We start from the raw sequence: 15,725 nt of genomic DNA, 5'->3' as shown, positions 1-15,725 counted from the left end.
CGCCTGACGTCGCTGATCCTGCTGACGCTTCCGCCGGTGTTTGCCGCACCCGCGACGGCATCGGTCGATACGCTGCCCGCGCTCAACGCCTATGCGCGGGCGCGGCTGGCGGACAGCGAAGGGGCGCTTGGGGTTGCGGTCAAAAGCTATCGCACGGCGTTGGAACTGGACCCGTCGAGCAGCGAAATCGCCCGGCGGTCCTATTTTCAGGGACTGGAAAGCGGGGACAAGGCGCTTGCATTGCGATCGGCGGAACTGCTGGATGCGGAAGCGATATTGCCGCGCGACGGGACTTTGTTGCGACTGGGCGATGCGCTTGTCCGCAAGGACTGGGCCGTCGCACACAGGCTGGTGACACGAATGGAGGGGGAGGGAAATTTTGCCTTCCTCGGTCCCATCCTCACCAGTTGGATCAGTCTGGGCGAGGGGCGTTATGCGGTGCCTGTCATCGACCCGAAGGATCGGTTCGCCACGCTGGCCCGGCGCTATGTGGACGAGCATCTGGCCTTCCAGACGTTGGCACAGCGAAACCCGCAGGAAGCGGTGCCTGCCGTTGCGCGCGCGCTGGCGGCGGCGGCCGATGGGGCGGGCCTTCGCCTGGCACTCGCCGCCCAGTTCGCCGCCTTGGGCGATCGAGCCAATGCACTGGCGTTGCTGCCCGACGGGCAGGCGATCTTTGCGCAGGCGCGGGCCGACATAGCGCGGGGCAAGGGACGTAAGGCGGGCGTGTTGACGCCCGCGGAGGGCTTTGCCAGACTGGTCGCGCGGCTGGCTTCGGATATTTCCACTCAGGAAGACAGCGCGGCACTCGGCGTCAGGCTGGCGCGGATCGCAAGCTTTGCCGATCCCGGCAATGCCGAAATCCGTGTGATCGTCGCCCGGCTTTTGACGTTGGCCAGCTATCCCGCCTTTGCCGTGGCGGAAGCGCAGGCGGTGCCGCCCGACAATTGGCATCATGCGATGGCGCAGGACGAATTGGTCGACGCATTGGCGGCAGCGGGCGAGCAGCCACAGGCATTGGCGCTGGCGCGGTCGCTCGCCGCAACGCCGGGCGCGGACGCGCAGCGCCAGATAAGGCTTGGTCGACTTTTGTCCGAAGAGAAGGATTTTGCCGGGGCGGCGGCAGCGTTCAAAGCGGCACAGGCGGGCTTTGCACCCGATGCGATTCCGTGGCCATTGCTGTTGTTCGAGGGAAGCGCGCTGGAGCAGGGCGGGCGGTGGGAAGAGGCCCGCGCCGTGCTGGAACGCGCGGCGAAGATCGCGCCTGATGAGCCGGTCGTGCTCAACTATCTGGGCTATGCACAGGTCGAACGGCGGCAGAATGTCGAAGCAGCGCTGGCGTTGCTTCGGAAGGCGAGCGCCCTCAAGCCTCTGGATGCCTCTATCAGTGATTCGTTGGGCTGGGCGCAGTTTGTCGCCGGTGATGCGCGAGGGGCGGTTCCGGTACTGGAGCAGGCCGTTATCGGTGCGCCCGATGACGCCACGGTCAACGAGCATCTGGGCGATGCGCTTTGGTCGGTGGGCCGACGCTATGAGGCGCGCTATGCATGGAGCGCTGCGGCGACCTTTGCCGAAGGAGAGCGGGCCGAACGACTGGCCGCGAAGACGCGTGAGGGGTTGAAGCCCGAATATGCCGCGCCCTGACAGGATGGTCGATGTGACGGGCGAAGCCGCCACCGAGATTGCTTATGCCAAGATCAACCTTGCCCTGCATGTCCGGGCACGGAGGGAGGACGGCTATCATGAACTGGAGAGCCTGTTTGTCTTTGCGACGGATGGTGACCGGCTCACGGCGTCGGTCCGGCAGGATGGGGCGCTGAGGATGTCGGTTGGCGGGCCTTTTGGTGCGGGATTGGGCACGGGCGAGGACAATCTGGTGATGCGTGCGGCCATCGGCCTGCGCGTGCGGTTCGGGACAGGCCGCGAAGGCGCGGACATTCATCTCGACAAGCATCTGCCCGTGGCGTCGGGCATTGGTGGGGGATCGGCGGATGCTGCCGCCGCGCTGCGGCTGTTGTGCCGCGTTTGGGGTATTGCGCCTTCATCGGACGCGCTGGCGGTGCTGGCGCTGGAGCTTGGTTCTGATGTGCCTGCCTGTCTCGCCAGCATCACGCAAAGGGTCGGCGGGAGAGGGGAAGCGCTGGCCGCCGCTTCCATTCCGGGCATAGAGGGAAAGCCCCTGCTGCTGGTAAATCCGGGCGTGCCGGTGTCCACCGGTGCGATCTTTGGCGCGTGGGACCGGACCGACCGGGGAGCGCTGGAGGCGGACGATCTTGATACGTTGGTGGAGGCGCGTAATGATTTGCAGGCGCCTGCCGTCGCGCTGGCACCAGTGATCGCGGACGTGCTTGCCCTGTTGGCTGCTCAAACCGGTGTTGGGTTGGTACGCATGTCCGGGTCTGGCGCGACCTGCTTTGCGCTGTTCGAGCGCCAAGAGAATTGTGCGGCCGCGGCCGCGGAGATCAATCATGAGCATCCCGACTGGTGGGTGCTGGCGACGAGGATTAGGGATTTGGAAAGCAAGAACGCATGAGCGAGGCTTTTACGGTAATTGACGGCGGCGGGCTGGATCTGCTGATCATCGGCGATCATGCCTCTGCCCATGTGCCATCCGACATTGATCTGGGGATCGACGCGGCGCTGCTGTCGAACCATATCGCGATTGATCTGGGCGTAGCGGAGGTTTCCGCCTTGCTGGCGGCGCAACTGTCGTGCCGGGCGGTGCTGGGCGGTGTGTCGCGGCTGGTGATCGACCTAAATCGTGAGGATGACGCGCCGGGCCTGTTGCCGGTGATGAGCGACGGGCATGCGATTCCGGGCAACCGGGACATAGATGTGACCGAGCGGATGATCCGATTCCATCACCCCTATCATCATCAGGTGGCGATGATGCTGGACGCCATGACGTCACCCTTCATCCTGTCGCTGCACAGCTTTACGCCGTCGCTGGCGAGCGATCCGACGCAAGAACGGCCATGGGATGTCGGAATCCTCTATAATGAAGATGATCGCGCGGCGAAGGTCGCCATTCCCCTGCTGGAAGCGGCGGGTTTGAAGGTCGGCGACCAGTTGCCCTATTCAGGCAGGCTGCTGAACGCCACGATGAATCGCCATGCGGAGGCCAACGGCATTCCCTATCTGGGGGTGGAGATGCGGCAGGATCGGGTCGCGAATGTGGACGGTCAGCGGCAATTTGCCGACATATTGGGTCCAATACTCTTGGAATGCCGCAATAGCCTTGCGTGACTCGCCCCTTTTTGAAAGAGAGGCGCGCGACGAAAGGTAAGCCCCATGACACATCAATTTGACAAGTCCAAACTCCCCAGCCGCTTTGTTTCGGTTGGACCGGAGCGTGCGCCGCAACGCAGCTATTATTATGCCATGGGGCTGACCGAGGAAGAGATTGCGCGGCCCTTCGTAGGGATCGCGTCGGCGGGCAATGACAGCGCGCCGTGCAACACTACGCTCGACATGCAGGCAGACTTTTGCCGTCAGGGCGTGAACGAGGCGGGCGGGATGCCGCGCAGGTTCAATACCATCACCGTCACCGACGGCATCGCCATGGGCCATCAGGGCATGAAAAGCTCGCTGGTCAGCCGTGAAGTCATCGCGGATTCGGTCGAGCTGTCTGTGCGTGGCCATTGTTATGATGCGCTGGTGACGTTCGCGGGCTGCGACAAGTCGCTGCCGGGGATGATGATGGCGATGCTGCGCCTGAATGTGCCGTCGATCTTCGTCTATGGCGGATCGATCCTGCCTGGCCGCTATCAGGATCGTGACCTGACCGTCATTGATGTGTTCGAGGCGGTCGGCCGCTTCAGCGCGGGCAAATGTCCGCTGTCGGAAGTCACCGCGATCGAAAAAGCCGCCTGCCCCGGTCATGGCGCGTGCGGTGGGCAATATACAGCCAACACCATGGCCTGTGTGGGCGAGGCAATCGGTTTGTCCTTGCCAAACAGTAATATGGCGCCCGCTCCTTATAAGAGCCGGGAGGAAATTGCGGTTTCGGCTGGTCGCCAGGTGATGGAACTGATCGCCCGCAACATCCGCCCGCGCGACATCTGTACACGCGAAGCGTTCGAGAATGCGGCCCGGATCGTGGCGGCGACGGGCGGATCGACCAATGGCGCGCTGCATCTGCCCGCGATGGCGAATGAGTGCGGTATCGATTTCGACCTGTTCGATGTCGCGGAAATCTTCAAGTCCACGCCTTATATCGCCGACCTGAAGCCGGGTGGCCGCTATGTGGCAAAAGATATGTATGAGGCCGGTGGCGTCTACATGCTGATGAAGACAATGCACGACAACGGCCTGCTGCACGGCGACTGTATGACCGTGACCGGCAAGACGCTGGCCGAGAATATCGACGAGATCACCTGGAACCCGGACCAGAAGGTGATCTACGACGTCAAGACTCCCATCACGCCCACTGGCGGCGTTGTTGGCCTGAAGGGGTCGCTGGCGCCCAATGGCGCGATCGTGAAGGTCGCGGGCATGAAGCGGCTGCAATTCTCCGGCCCCGCGCAGGTGTTCGAGCGTGAGGAAGATGCTTATGCTGCGGTAGAGGCCGGACAGGTCAAGGAAGGGTCGGTCGTGGTCATCCGCTATGAAGGGCCAAAGGGCGGTCCGGGTATGCGCGAGATGCTGGCCACCACTGCCGCGCTTTATGGGCAGGGGCTGGGCGAAACCGTGGCGTTGATCACTGATGGGCGCTTTTCCGGCGGTACGCGCGGCTTCTGTATTGGGCATGTCGGGCCGGAAGCGGCTGAGGGCGGGCCGATCGCATTGGTCGAGAATGGCGACATCATCGCCATCGATGCCGAGGCGGGGACCATCGATCTGGAGGTTGACGAAGCCGTGCTGGCCGAACGGCGGGCGGCCTGGCAGCCGCGGACCAACGATTATCAGGCGGGCGCGCTGTGGCGCTATGCCCAGAATGTAGGCCCGGCCTGGCAGGGCGCTGTGACCCATCCGGGCGCGAAGGCCGAAACGCACGTTTATGCCGATATCTGACCGCCGCGCCGCCGCCATGCTGATTGGCCTGCTGTTGGCAGGCTGTGATGGCGGCGGCATGTCGGATGCCGTTTCGGGGAATGGCGCGAACGGGCAGGCTAAGGCAGAAGACGATGGCGCTGTCGACTGCGCCATTGGCGAGGGAGGCAAATGGACTCGCGACTGTCGGATCGAGCAGGCAGGCGAGATGCTGACGATCCGTCATGCTGATGGCGGTTTTCGGCGCTTTCGAATCGTTGCCGATGGGCGCGGGGTTGTGGCTGCCGACGGGGCCGAGAGCGCGGTAGTGACGATTGACGGTGATCGGCGGATCGCCGTGCGCGCCGGGCAGGACCGCTATCGCTTGCCTGCAACAATCGGCGCGTCGAAGCCCTGATGTCTGTGCAGATCATCCTGACTGCGGCCGCGATGCGCGCGGCCGAACGCGTGGTCATCGACGCGGGCGTACCGGAATATGAGTTGATGGAGCGCGCCGGCGCGGCGGCGGCTGAGATCATCTGGCGCGTCGGGCACAAGCGCGAAACCTTGATCCTGTGCGGGCCGGGCAATAATGGCGGAGATGGCTATGTGATCGCGCGGTTGCTGCATGCGCGTGGCGTGCCTGTACGCGTGGCCGCAACCGGGGACAGCAGAACGGAGACAGCGGCGAGGGCGCGGGCGGGCTGGAATGGGCCGGTCGATGACATTGTGACTGCCCGGCCTGCGCCGCAACTGGTTGATGCATTGTTCGGGACAGGGCTGACACGCGGGCTGGAGGCGGCGCTGGCGGCGCGGTTGGGTGCGTTGGTGGACGAGGCTGCGATCAGCCATGCCATCGACCTGCCCAGTGGGGTTGAGACCGATAGCGGCGCGCTGTTGTCCGATGTTCCGCGCTTTGATGTCTGCATCGCGCTGGGTGCGTTGAAGCCTGCCCACTGCCTGTATCCGGCGAGGGCGCGGTTCGATCGGCTGGTGTGTGCGGATATCGGCATTATGGCGGAAAGTGACGTGCAGATGCTGGGGCTGCCACGGCTGGCTGCGCCGGGGCATGGCGCGCATAAATATAGCCGGGGCCTTGTGGCCGTGGTCGGAGGAGCGATGGCTGGCGCCAGCCTGTTGGCGGCGCGTGCGGCTGCCCATGCAGGGGCGGGGATGGTGCGGCGCATTGCCGTTGATGCGGGGCGGCATGGCCCGGACGCACTTGTGACAGTCCGCGCGGAAGCTTCCGATGCGCTGGCTGAGGCCTTGACGGATATGCGCATTGCTGTGGTTTTGGCAGGGCCGGGTCTGGGGCGCGATGCGGAGGCGCGCGCGCGGTTGGCGACGGTACTCGCGGCGGGGCGCAGGCTGGTGCTGGATGCGGATGCCCTCACGTTGCTGGCGCAGGATGGTCCCTCGGCCATTCCCGAGGACAGCATTCTGACACCCCACGAGGGGGAGTTTGTCCGGCTGTTCGGCGCTCTGTCCGGCAGCAAGATCGACCGTGCGCAGGAAGCCGCACGGCGCACGCGTTCCGTTATTATCTACAAAGGGGCTGATACCGTGATTGCCGCACCTGACGGACGGACTGCCGTGGCGGGGAGCAGTTCGCCCTGGTTGTCGACAGCCGGGACCGGCGATGTGCTGGCGGGGCTGGTTGCGGCACGCTGGGCAGTGACAGGCGATCCTTTTGTAGCGGCCTGCGCAGCGGTGTGGCTGCATGGTGAGGCGGCGCGACGAGCGGGTGCGGCCTTCATCGCCGATGACCTGATCGCGCAGATTGCCCCGGCCCTGGAAACGCGCCTGTGACTGATCCTGATGTGACTGGCACTGACATCATCGACCGTCTGGCGGCCAAGGGCGACGGCGTGACCGGCGATGGCCGTCATGTGCCGCTGAGTGCGCCGGGTGATCGCCTCGCAGCGGACGGGGGGCTGGTTTGGGGCGTTCATCATGCCGAACCACCTTGCGTCCATTTTCCAGCGTGCGGGGGCTGTCAGCTCCAGCATGTCGATGAGGACAGCTATGCCGCCTTCGTGACCGCGCGGGTGATGGGCGCGCTGGCAGGACAGGGGATCGCGGCGGGCACGATTCTTCCTGCCCATATCTCGCCACCGCGCACACGGCGCAGGGCGGCGCTGCGGGCGATGAAACAGGGTCGGCGGGTGACGATCGGTTTTGCCGAAGGGGGCAGCCATAGCCTGATCGACCTGTCGATGTGCGAGATCATGGACCCGCGCCTCTTTGCCTTGATCGAGCCGTTGCGCGGCTTATTGGCCGACCTGATCCCCGACAAGCGGGCGGCGCATGTGAAAATGGCACTGACCGATCAGGGTATCGATCTGCTGCTGGAGGGTGTGCAGGTCGAGGGGCTGGCCGCAGATGAGGGATTGGGCCGCTTCGCTGCCAATAATGGATTGGCGCGGTTGACTATCGATGAGGGTGAGGGGCCGCAGACGCGCTGGGAGCCGGAGGCGGTCACTGTCAGTTTCGGCGGGGTGGCGGTGCCCTTTCCGCCCTATGCCTTCCTTCAGGCGACGCCGGATGGCGAAGCGGCGCTGGTGAGCGCTGTGGCGGACGCGCTGCCCGCGCAAGGAGCGCTGGCTGATCTGTTTTGTGGCCTTGGTACCTTTGCGCTGGCGCTGGGGGCAACGCGGCCCGTCTATGCGGGGGAAGCTGCCCGCGATCTGGTGCTGGCGCTCAAGGGCGCGGGGAACCGGGCGCAACGGCGGATGGTCGCGGAGCATCGCGATCTGTTTCGTCGGCCGCTGACACCAGAAGAATTGAACCGCTTTGCCGCCGTCCTGATCGATCCTCCCCGTGCTGGCGCGCGCGAACAGGTCATGCAGATCGCGCAGAGCCGGGTGCCGACCGTCGCTTATGTCTCATGCAATCCCGGCAGCTTTGCCCGCGACGCCGCGCATCTGGTGGCGGGGGGCTATGTGCTGGAGAGCGTGCGTCCAGTAGGGCAGTTCCGTTGGTCGACCCATGTCGAATTGGCTGCGATCTTCCGTCGCGGCTGACGTCCCGATCATCGAGAGCAAAAAAAAGTCCCCCGCCATTCAGCATGGCGGAGGACATTAGGCACCCTCTCCAAAGGGGAGCTTCGGCTTTCTAGCCGAGCTTGATGACGTTTGCGCGACGGCGTGCGGGAAGCTGTTCCTGATAGAGGCTGTCCATGGCATCGTCCTCGACCTCTACGGTCGTTTCCGACGAGAAACCGTTGAAGCCGGTCCGCATGGCACAGCCATAGGCGCCCAGCATGCCGATCTCGATATAATCGCCGACCTTTACATCCTCCGGGAGCATGAAAGGGCCGACCATATGGTCCATGTCGTCGCAGGTCGGGCCATAGAAGGAGAAGCCCTTCAGTTCCGCTTCGCTATCTTCCTCGCGCAGCAGCGCGACGGGAAAGCGCCAGCCGACGTGGGCTGCGTCGAACAGCGCTCCATAGGCTCCGTCATTGATGTAGAGTTCGTCACCGCGACGACGCTCTACCCGAACGATCAGCGAGCTATATTCGGCCGACAGCGCCCGACCAGGTTCGCACCACAGTTCCGAGGAGTAGCTGACCGGCAGGCTTTCGAAACCGCGATGGATGGCGTCGAAATAATGTTCGAGCGCGGGCGGCTCCATGCCCGGATAGACAGACGGGAAGCCGCCGCCGACATCGACGATATCGACCGTGACCGCAGCCTCGACGATGGCGGCGCGGACGCGCTCGATCGCGTTGCTGTAGGCGATGGGGCTCATTGCCTGGCTGCCGACATGGCAGCAAATGCCCAGGGCATCGGCCGCCTGGCGGGTAGCCATCAGCAGTTCTTTCGTCTCACCCAACTCGGCGCCGAACTTGGACGCGAGGGAGAGTTCCGAATGTTCCGAGGAGACGCGCAGGCGGACGCACAGTTCAAGATCGGTCGCATTACCGGTGGAGCGCATGATCTTTTCCAGCTCGTCGATAGTATCGAGCGAGAAGGTGCGCACGCCATGGGTGTGATAGGCCTCGAAGATCGCTTCTTCGGCCTTCACGGGATGCATGAAGCAGAGCTTCGCGTCCGGCAGCGTGCGGGCGACAAGGCGAACCTCGGCGATCGACGCGACGTCGTAATGCGTGATTCCGCTATCCCACAACGTCCGGAGCAGGTCCGGCGAGGGATTTGCCTTCACAGCGTACAGCGAGCGCCCCGGAAACTTCTCAGAGAAGAACCGGGCGGCGCGGGCCGCAGCCTGCGGGCGAATAAGCGTTACCGGTGCTGCCGGTTTGAGGGCGGTTGCTACCCCCAGCGCGCTAGGATGCTTGTGCAATTCAAGGGACCTCCAGTGTAGTTCGTGGCAAAATCAGCTGCCTTGCGGTGGAAGTCCCATGGGGCAGCGGAAGGGCGATATATGCCGAGGGGGTCCCCCTGTAAAGCGCATGTGTAAATTTTGTTGCGCAGGGTGCTACGAATGGTGCGTCAGGAGAGACGGGATTTGAAATCCTCGTAGGAGAAACGGCGGATTTCCTTGAGTTCATCCGTGTCCGAGTTCCACAGCCAGATGGCCGGCAGGGGTACGCCGTTGAAGGTGTTTGTCTTCACCATCGAATAATGCGCCTGGTCGAGAAAGGCGATCCGCGCCCCCGGTTCGGCCCCACCGGGGACTCGATAGTCGCCGATAATGTCGCCCGCGAGGCAGGAGGGGCCACCGAGGCGAGTCGCAGGACCGTGTTGTGGTTCGTGGAGCATCGCCGGGCGATAGGGCGCCTCGATCACGTCAGGCATGTGGCAGGTGGCTGAGATGTCGGTGATGGCGACGGGCATGCCGTTGTCGATCACGTCGAGAATCTCGCCGATCAGGATGCCCGCGTCCAGCGCCATCGCCTCCCCCGGCTCCAGATAAAGGGTCAGGCCGGTTTCGGCCTGTATATCGCGCAGGAAGCCGATCAGGGCCTCACGCTGATAGTCGGCGCGGGTGATATGATGCCCGCCGCCGAAATTGAGCCATTTGAGCCGCGCGACATGGGGAGCGATATGCGATTCGATCACCGCCCAGGTGCGTTCGAGCGGCAGGAAGTCCTGTTCGCACAGGGAATGGAAATGGAGGCCGGAGACGCCCTCCAGATGCTCTGCGCGAAGCTGGTCGATGGGAAAGCCCAGGCGGCTGTGTGGCTGGCAAGGATCATATTTGGCGACCTCCCCCTCGGCATGGAGAGGGTTGATACGCAGGCCGATGTCGAAGCCATGCCCGGCGGCGCGGGCGACGTCTATCTGCGGTCGCATCCGGGCGATCTGGCCGGGGCTGTTGAAGATCACATGGTCGGAGATTTTGAGGATTTCCGCCAGGTCATCGGGCTTGTAGGCCGCGCAATAGGTCGCGACTTCACCCCGATATTCCTCACGACCAAGGCGCGCTTCATAGAGGCCCGAGGCGCAGACGCCGTCGAGATATTCGCCGACGACGCTGCCCAGCGACCACATGGAGAAGGCCTTGAGCGCGCCGAGTACCTTGATCCCGGCCCGGTCGCGAATATCGGCCAATATGGCGAGGTTGCGGCGGATCGCGGCCTCATCCACCACGAAGGCGGGCGAGGGGACGCGATACAGGTCGAATCGAGCGAAGGCGGCGGGATCGCCGGCTTTGGTTTCCATATTTTACTCCGTCATTCCCGCAAAAGCAGGAACTCACCTCCCAGTCCCATCTCCCGACGCAAAATGGGGAGATGGGTTCCCGCCGTCGCGGGAATGACGTTATCTTAAAAGTCCAGCGGCGCGGACAGTTCCTTCACCCGCCAAGGCAGGCCGTGCAGGTTCAGCATGTCCATGAAGGGATCGGGATCGAACTGTTCGATGTTGAACACGCCGCCACCTTCTCCTTCTGGGGCCTTCCACGCGCCGGTCAGCATCATGGCCGCGCCGATCATCGCGGGGACGCCGGTGGTGTAGCTGACCGCCTGATTGCCGGTTTCGGCATAGGCGTCTTCATGGTCGCAGATATTATAGACATAGACGGTCTTTTTCCGACCGTCCTTCTCGCCGGTTGCAATGTCGCCGATGTTGGTCTTGCCCTTGGTCGTCGAGCCTAGCGAAGATGGTTCGGGCAGTACGGCTTTCAGGAACTGGAGCGGGATGATCTCCTTGCCCTCGTACATCACCGGGTCGATGCGGGTCATGCCGACATTCTGGAGCACTTCAAGATGCTTGAGATAGGCGTCGCCAAAGGTCATCCAGAAACGGATACGCTTGATTTCCGGATAGAATTTGGCAAGGCTTTCCAGTTCCTCATGATACATGAGGTACATGTTCTTTTCGCCGACAGCTTCGAACTCGAAGATCTGTTTGTGCTTGAGCGCGGGGCCTTCGACCCACTTGCCGCCTTCCCAGTGGCGTGAGGGCGCGGTGACTTCGCGGATGTTGATTTCCGGGTTGAAGTTGGTGGCGAAATGCTGGCCATGGTCACCGCCATTGCAATCCAATATGTCGAGCGTGTCGATCCGGTCGAGCAGATGCTTCTTGATATAGGACGCGAAAACGCTGGTGACGCCGGGGTCGAAGCCCGAGCCGAGCAGGGCCATGATGCCTGCTTCCTTGAAGCGATCCTGATAGGCCCACTGCCAGCCATATTCGAATTTTGGGGTGTCGCGCGGTTCGTAATTGGCGGTGTCGAGATAGTCGGTCTTGGTCGCCAGGCAGGCGTCCATGATGTTCAGATCCTGATAGGGCAGGGCCAGATTGACGACCAGCTTGGGCTGGACCTTCTTTATAAGCGCGATGGTCGCTTCGACATCATCGGCGTCGACCTGCGCCGTGTCGATGGCGATGCCCGTGCGTTCCTTTACCGAGGCGGCGATGTCGTCACATTTGGCGACACGGCGGCTGGCAAGGGTGATGTGGCTGAAGATGTCGCTGTTCATCGCCATCTTGTGAACCGCGACCGACCCGACGCCGCCTGCGCCGATGACAAGAACCTTGCTCAATGCCTGTGCTCCATAACTTGTGCCGCGTGAGGGCACGCGAAAGCGCCCATATAGGGGCGCTGCGTTACAGCGCAAAGGCAGATGTGGCGGAGCGCCAAATTCAATGGCTGGCGCCGTCCACCTTTTCGATGGTGAGGGCGTCGATATCCACGGACGGGACACAGCGCAGGTTGATTGCCCGCATGACCGACCCGTCCGGCCCCTTGCCTGCGCCAAAGGCCTGCGATCCGCAGGTCTTGCAAAATTGATGCTCGATGGCGTGGCGGTTGAAATAATAGCTTGTGAGCGCTTCCTCTCCCGTCGTCAGCGTGAACTGGTCAGCGGACACGAAGGTCAGCATGAACCCCTTGCGCCGACAATGGGAGCAGTTGCAGCTCAGCGCGCTGGTCGGCGGATCGCCCGCCACGCTGAATGTCACCTCGCCGCAGTGGCAGCTTCCCTCATAGCTCATGATCCATATCCATCCCATTGTCGCGAATGCCGAACATAAGCGGAACATTTGGAAAAGTCACCCCCCGCCGAACGAGCCGTGCCTATCATGAAATCGTAACGCGATCGTCACGCTGGCGTCTTGCCATAATCCTATTGGCGCGGGATCGACCCGATAGCGAGGAGGCAGACATGGCACGACCGGCACATCAGCGGGTGACGCGCGCCGTCCACCGGCACAGGCATTTGTCGAAGCAAGGGCTGCTGGAGCGAGCCTTCACCTTTGCCTTTCGCGGGCTGGTCTATGCTCAGATATGGGAAGACCCTGTGGTGGATATGGAGGCGCTGGCGATCACGCCCGATTGCCATGTCGTCACTATCGCATCAGGCGGCTGCAACGTTTTGAGCTACCTGACGGCCGATCCGGCGCGGATCACGGCGGTGGACCTCAACACCGCGCATATCGCGCTCAATCGCCTGAAGCTGGCGGCGGCGCGGACCTTGCCGGATCATGCGACCTTTCATCGCTTTTTCGGGGACGCAGACAGTCGCGACAATATCGCGGCCTATCATACCCATGTCGCGCCGGTGCTGGACGATGCGACGCGCCGCTATTGGGAGGGCCGCGACCTGATCGGGCGGCGGCGGATCGGCGGTTTCGCCAACGGCATCTTCAAGCGCGGGCTGCTCGGCAGCTTCATCGGCGCAGCCCATCTGGTCGCGCGGCTGCATGGCGCTAACCCTCGCCGGCTGCTGGAAGCGCAGAGCATGGAAGAGCAGCGCGCGATCTTCGACAACGAACTGGCGCCGGTGTTCGACCGGGGCTTCGTGCGTTGGCTGACCAGCCAGCCTGCGTCGCTGTTCGGCCTTGGCATTCCGCCCGCCCAGTTCGAGGCGCTGGCCGGGGATGAGCGGATGGACGCCGTGCTGAAGGCGCGTCTGGAGAAGCTGGCCTGCGGCTTTCCCTTGAAGGACAATTATTTCGCCTGGCAAGCGTTCGGGCGCGGCTATGGCACGGCCAGCACGGCATCGCTGCCACCCTATCTCCAGGCCGCGCACCATCGCGCTGTGGTCGAGCGGGCGGAGCGGGTGGATGTGCAGCATGTCAACATGACCGACTATCTGGCGGCCTGCGATGCTGGGTCGCTTGACCGCTATGTGCTGCTCGACGCGCAGGACTGGATGTCCGATCAGCAATTGAACCAGCTATGGGCGGAAATCACACGCACGGCCAAGCCCGGCGCGCGGGTGCTGTTCCGTACTGCCGGTGAGCCGACCATATTGCCCGGCCGGGTGAGTGACGACATCTTGCGCCACTGGCGTTATGAGGCGGAAGCGTCGCTTGACTACACCGCGCGCGACCGGTCGGCCATTTATGGCGGCGTCCATCTCTATGTGCTGGGCGGAGAGAGCGCGTGAATAGCTGGACGGTGCCCGGATCTGAACAGACGCGTGGGCATGGCGCCCTGATGGACGCGGTCTATCGGCGGCAGAGGCACTTTTACGACCTGACCCGCAAATATTATCTGCTGGGACGCGATCCGATGATTCGCGATCTCGCCCCTCCGCGCGGTGGCTCTGTGCTGGAGATTGGCTGTGGCACCGGACGTAACCTGATCGCTGTGGGTCGGGAATGGCCCGCTGCGCGCCTTTATGGTGTCGATATATCGCAGGCGATGCTGGATACCGCGCAGGTGGCGGTGGAGCGTGTGGGGATGTGCAGCCGGATGCGGTTGATGCAGGCGGACGCATGCGCCTTTGACCCGCAGGCGTTGTTCGGGCGGGCTAGCTTTGATCGCGTATTCATCAGCTATGCGCTGTCGATGATTCCGGACTGGGAGGCGGCACTCGCGCAAGCGGCAAAGTGCGTCGCGCCGGGTGGGCGGCTGGAGGTCGTGGATTTTGGCGCGCAGGAGGAGTTGCCCGTTGTTTGGAAGCGATTGCTGTCAGGCTGGCTGGGGCGATTCCATGTGACACCGCGCGCAACGCTGGGGCAGGCGATGGAGAGGGCCGCCCGCGAAGTGGGCGGGCTGGCGCATTTCCGGTCGCTGTATCGGGGCTATGCGGTGCGGGGTGGGTTGGTGCGCGTTTAGCTACCTCAACTCGCCCTGATCGCGGGGTTTCAGGCTGCCCGCCGTTCCAGCAATTCCAGTTCCAGCCGGTCCCATATTTCGATCAGCGCCGACACCAGTTCGCGCATCATGCTCTCATCATGGGCGGGGCCGGGAGTGAAGCGCAGGCGTTCCGTTCCGCGCGGCACGGTCGGATAATTGATGGGCTGCACATAGACGCCATATTCGGCGAGCAGGATGTCGCTGATCCGCTTTGCCTTGATCGGGTCGCCGACCATCAGGGGCACGATATGGGTGGTCGATGGCATGACCGGCAGGCCTGCGTCGGCCATCAGCGCTTTGAGCGTCGTGGCGGCGGCCTGCTGACCCTCACGCTCTTCGCACGATGATTTGAGGTGGCGCACGCTCGCCAGCACGCCCGCGACCAGCACGGGGGAAAGCGACGTGGTGAAGATGAAACCGGGCGCATAGCTGCGGATGACGTCGACGATCATCTTGTCGGCGGCGATATAGCCGCCCATCACGCCGAACGCTTTGCCCAGCGTACCTTCGATGATGGTCAGGCGATCGGCAACCGCGTCCCGCTCCGAAATGCCGCCGCCGCGTGGGCCATACATGCCGACTGCATGAACTTCGTCCAGATAGGTCAGGGCGTTGAACTCGTCGGCCAGGTCGCAAATCTCGGCGATGGGAGCGACGTCGCCATCCATCGAATAGACGCTCTCGAATGCGATCAGCTTGGGCGCCTCGGGGTCTTCAGCGGCGAGCAATTCGCGCAGATGCTCGACGTCGTTATGACGGAACACGCGCTTTTCGCAGCCCGAATTGCGGATGCCCGCAATCATCGAGGCGTGGTTCAGTTCGTCCGAAAAGATGATGCAGCCGGGTAACAACTTGGCCAGCGTGGAGAGTGTCGCTTCATTCGAGACATAGCCCGAGGTGAAGAGCAACGCCGATTCCTTGCCGTGCAAGTCGGCCAGCTCATACTCCAGATCGACATGATAATGGGTGTTGCCGCCGATGTTGCGAGTGCCGCCTGAGCCGGCACCGACATCATGCAGCGCTTCTTCCATCGCAGCCACGACCTTGGGATGCTGGCCCATCGCCAGATAGTCGTTGGAGCACCAGACAGTGATCGGTTTTGGCCCGTTATGGCCATGGAAGCAGCGCGCGTTAGGATATGAACCTTTGTTACGCAGGATATCGATGAAGACGCGATAGCGCCCTTCACTGTGGAGGCGGTCGATCGCCTGTGCAAACACATGCTTATAGTTCACGGAAGCCAAATCCCTTGTACCGCA

14 protein-coding genes are annotated in these 15,725 nt (G+C 63.2%); 9 read left to right on the top strand and 5 right to left on the bottom strand.

From position 1 onward, the window contains the following. The first annotated feature begins 36 nt into the window (after window positions 1–36). Genes WFR25_RS14215 through WFR25_RS14185 form a run of 7 tightly spaced genes read left to right on the top strand, consistent with a single transcriptional unit; the run spans window position 37 to window position 7,994 of the window. Window positions 37–1,644 (top strand): tetratricopeptide repeat protein, encoded by a 1,608-nt coding sequence (locus WFR25_RS14215; RefSeq protein WP_336971730.1) that lies wholly within the window; start codon window positions 37–39, stop codon window positions 1,642–1,644. Beyond that, window positions 1,631–2,533 (top strand): 4-(cytidine 5'-diphospho)-2-C-methyl-D-erythritol kinase, encoded by a 903-nt coding sequence (locus WFR25_RS14210; RefSeq protein ID WP_336971729.1) that lies wholly within the window; start codon window positions 1,631–1,633, stop codon window positions 2,531–2,533. Before WFR25_RS14215 ends, WFR25_RS14210 begins: the two co-directional genes overlap by 14 nt. After that, window positions 2,530–3,246 (top strand): N-formylglutamate amidohydrolase, encoded by a 717-nt coding sequence (locus WFR25_RS14205; RefSeq protein WP_336971726.1) that lies wholly within the window; start codon window positions 2,530–2,532, stop codon window positions 3,244–3,246. The genes WFR25_RS14210 and WFR25_RS14205 overlap by 4 nt, the downstream gene beginning before the upstream one ends. Before the next feature lie 45 nt (window positions 3,247–3,291). After that, window positions 3,292–5,013 (top strand): dihydroxy-acid dehydratase, encoded by a 1,722-nt coding sequence (gene ilvD, locus WFR25_RS14200; protein WP_336971724.1) that lies wholly within the window; start codon window positions 3,292–3,294, stop codon window positions 5,011–5,013. Further along, the gene (locus WFR25_RS14195; protein ID WP_336971721.1) at window positions 5,000–5,389 is read left to right on the top strand and encodes a hypothetical protein; all 390 of its coding nucleotides are present in this window, start codon (window positions 5,000–5,002) and stop codon (window positions 5,387–5,389) included. Before ilvD ends, WFR25_RS14195 begins: the two co-directional genes overlap by 14 nt. Further along, window positions 5,389–6,780, top strand: coding sequence for an NAD(P)H-hydrate dehydratase (locus WFR25_RS14190; protein ID WP_336971719.1), 1,392 nt, complete (start codon window positions 5,389–5,391; stop codon window positions 6,778–6,780). Before WFR25_RS14195 ends, WFR25_RS14190 begins: the two co-directional genes overlap by 1 nt. Next, on the top strand, window positions 6,777–7,994 hold the full coding sequence (locus WFR25_RS14185; RefSeq protein ID WP_336971717.1) for a class I SAM-dependent RNA methyltransferase: 1,218 nt from the start codon (window positions 6,777–6,779) through the stop codon (window positions 7,992–7,994). Before WFR25_RS14190 ends, WFR25_RS14185 begins: the two co-directional genes overlap by 4 nt. Before the next feature lie 91 nt (window positions 7,995–8,085). Here the strand turns inward: WFR25_RS14185 and WFR25_RS14180 are convergent, their stop codons facing one another. The 4 genes from WFR25_RS14180 to WFR25_RS14165 all read right to left on the bottom strand — a co-directional run bounded on the left by WFR25_RS14180 (window position 8,086) and on the right by WFR25_RS14165 (window position 12,374). Continuing rightward, window positions 8,086–9,276 carry a type III PLP-dependent enzyme gene (locus WFR25_RS14180; protein ID WP_336971715.1) on the bottom strand — a complete coding sequence of 397 codons (1,191 nt, stop codon included), beginning with the start codon at window positions 9,274–9,276 and terminating at the stop codon, window positions 8,086–8,088. A gap of 149 nt (window positions 9,277–9,425) precedes the next feature. Next, window positions 9,426–10,598, bottom strand: a complete 1,173-nt coding sequence (locus WFR25_RS14175; protein ID WP_336971713.1) for a carboxynorspermidine decarboxylase — start codon at window positions 10,596–10,598, stop codon at window positions 9,426–9,428. Between the two features lie 104 nt (window positions 10,599–10,702). After that, window positions 10,703–11,923, bottom strand: coding sequence for a saccharopine dehydrogenase family protein (locus WFR25_RS14170; RefSeq protein WP_336971712.1), 1,221 nt, complete (start codon window positions 11,921–11,923; stop codon window positions 10,703–10,705). A 100-nt stretch (window positions 11,924–12,023) separates the two neighbouring features. Continuing rightward, window positions 12,024–12,374, bottom strand: a complete 351-nt coding sequence (locus WFR25_RS14165) for a GFA family protein (protein ID WP_336971710.1) — start codon at window positions 12,372–12,374, stop codon at window positions 12,024–12,026. Window positions 12,375–12,544: 170 nt separating this feature from the next. Here WFR25_RS14165 and WFR25_RS14160 point away from each other — a divergent pair, with 170 nt between their 5' ends. Together WFR25_RS14160 and WFR25_RS14155 are read left to right on the top strand one after the other, a co-directional pair. Then, entirely contained in the window at window positions 12,545–13,771 is a 1,227-nt protein-coding gene (locus WFR25_RS14160; protein ID WP_336971707.1) for a BtaA family protein, read from the top strand. Window positions 13,772–13,821: 50 nt separating this feature from the next. Beyond that, complete coding sequence (locus WFR25_RS14155; protein WP_336974903.1) at window positions 13,822–14,445, top strand: class I SAM-dependent methyltransferase; 624 nt, start codon at window positions 13,822–13,824, stop codon at window positions 14,443–14,445. 29 nt (window positions 14,446–14,474) lie between these two features. Here WFR25_RS14155 and hemA read toward each other — a convergent pair whose 3' ends face one another. After that, window positions 14,475–15,701, bottom strand: coding sequence for a 5-aminolevulinate synthase (gene hemA / locus WFR25_RS14150; protein ID WP_336971706.1), 1,227 nt, complete (start codon window positions 15,699–15,701; stop codon window positions 14,475–14,477). Window positions 15,702–15,725 lie beyond the last annotated feature (24 nt).

The organism is Sphingobium aromaticiconvertens (genome assembly GCF_037154075.1).
GTDB lineage: Bacteria > Pseudomonadota > Alphaproteobacteria > Sphingomonadales > Sphingomonadaceae > Sphingobium > Sphingobium aromaticiconvertens.
The sequence above is the reverse complement of the archived record's forward strand: the minus strand, read 5'-3'. Positions and strand labels throughout refer to the sequence as shown.

Coding starts and splice junctions, on each gene's coding strand:
- WFR25_RS14195 (WP_336971721.1), top strand. CDS start 5,000: ATGCCGATATCTGACCGCCGCGCCGCCGCCATGCTGATTGGCCTGCTG.
- WFR25_RS14210 (WP_336971729.1), top strand. CDS start 1,631: ATGCCGCGCCCTGACAGGATGGTCGATGTGACGGGCGAAGCCGCCACC.
- WFR25_RS14165 (WP_336971710.1), bottom strand. CDS start 12,374: ATGAGCTATGAGGGAAGCTGCCACTGCGGCGAGGTGACATTCAGCGTG.
- WFR25_RS14160 (WP_336971707.1), top strand. CDS start 12,545: ATGGCACGACCGGCACATCAGCGGGTGACGCGCGCCGTCCACCGGCAC.
- WFR25_RS14175 (WP_336971713.1), bottom strand. CDS start 10,598: ATGGAAACCAAAGCCGGCGATCCCGCCGCCTTCGCTCGATTCGACCTG.
- WFR25_RS14155 (WP_336974903.1), top strand. CDS start 13,822: ATGGACGCGGTCTATCGGCGGCAGAGGCACTTTTACGACCTGACCCGC.
- WFR25_RS14205 (WP_336971726.1), top strand. CDS start 2,530: ATGAGCGAGGCTTTTACGGTAATTGACGGCGGCGGGCTGGATCTGCTG.
- WFR25_RS14190 (WP_336971719.1), top strand. CDS start 5,389: ATGTCTGTGCAGATCATCCTGACTGCGGCCGCGATGCGCGCGGCCGAA.
- ilvD (WP_336971724.1), top strand. CDS start 3,292: ATGACACATCAATTTGACAAGTCCAAACTCCCCAGCCGCTTTGTTTCG.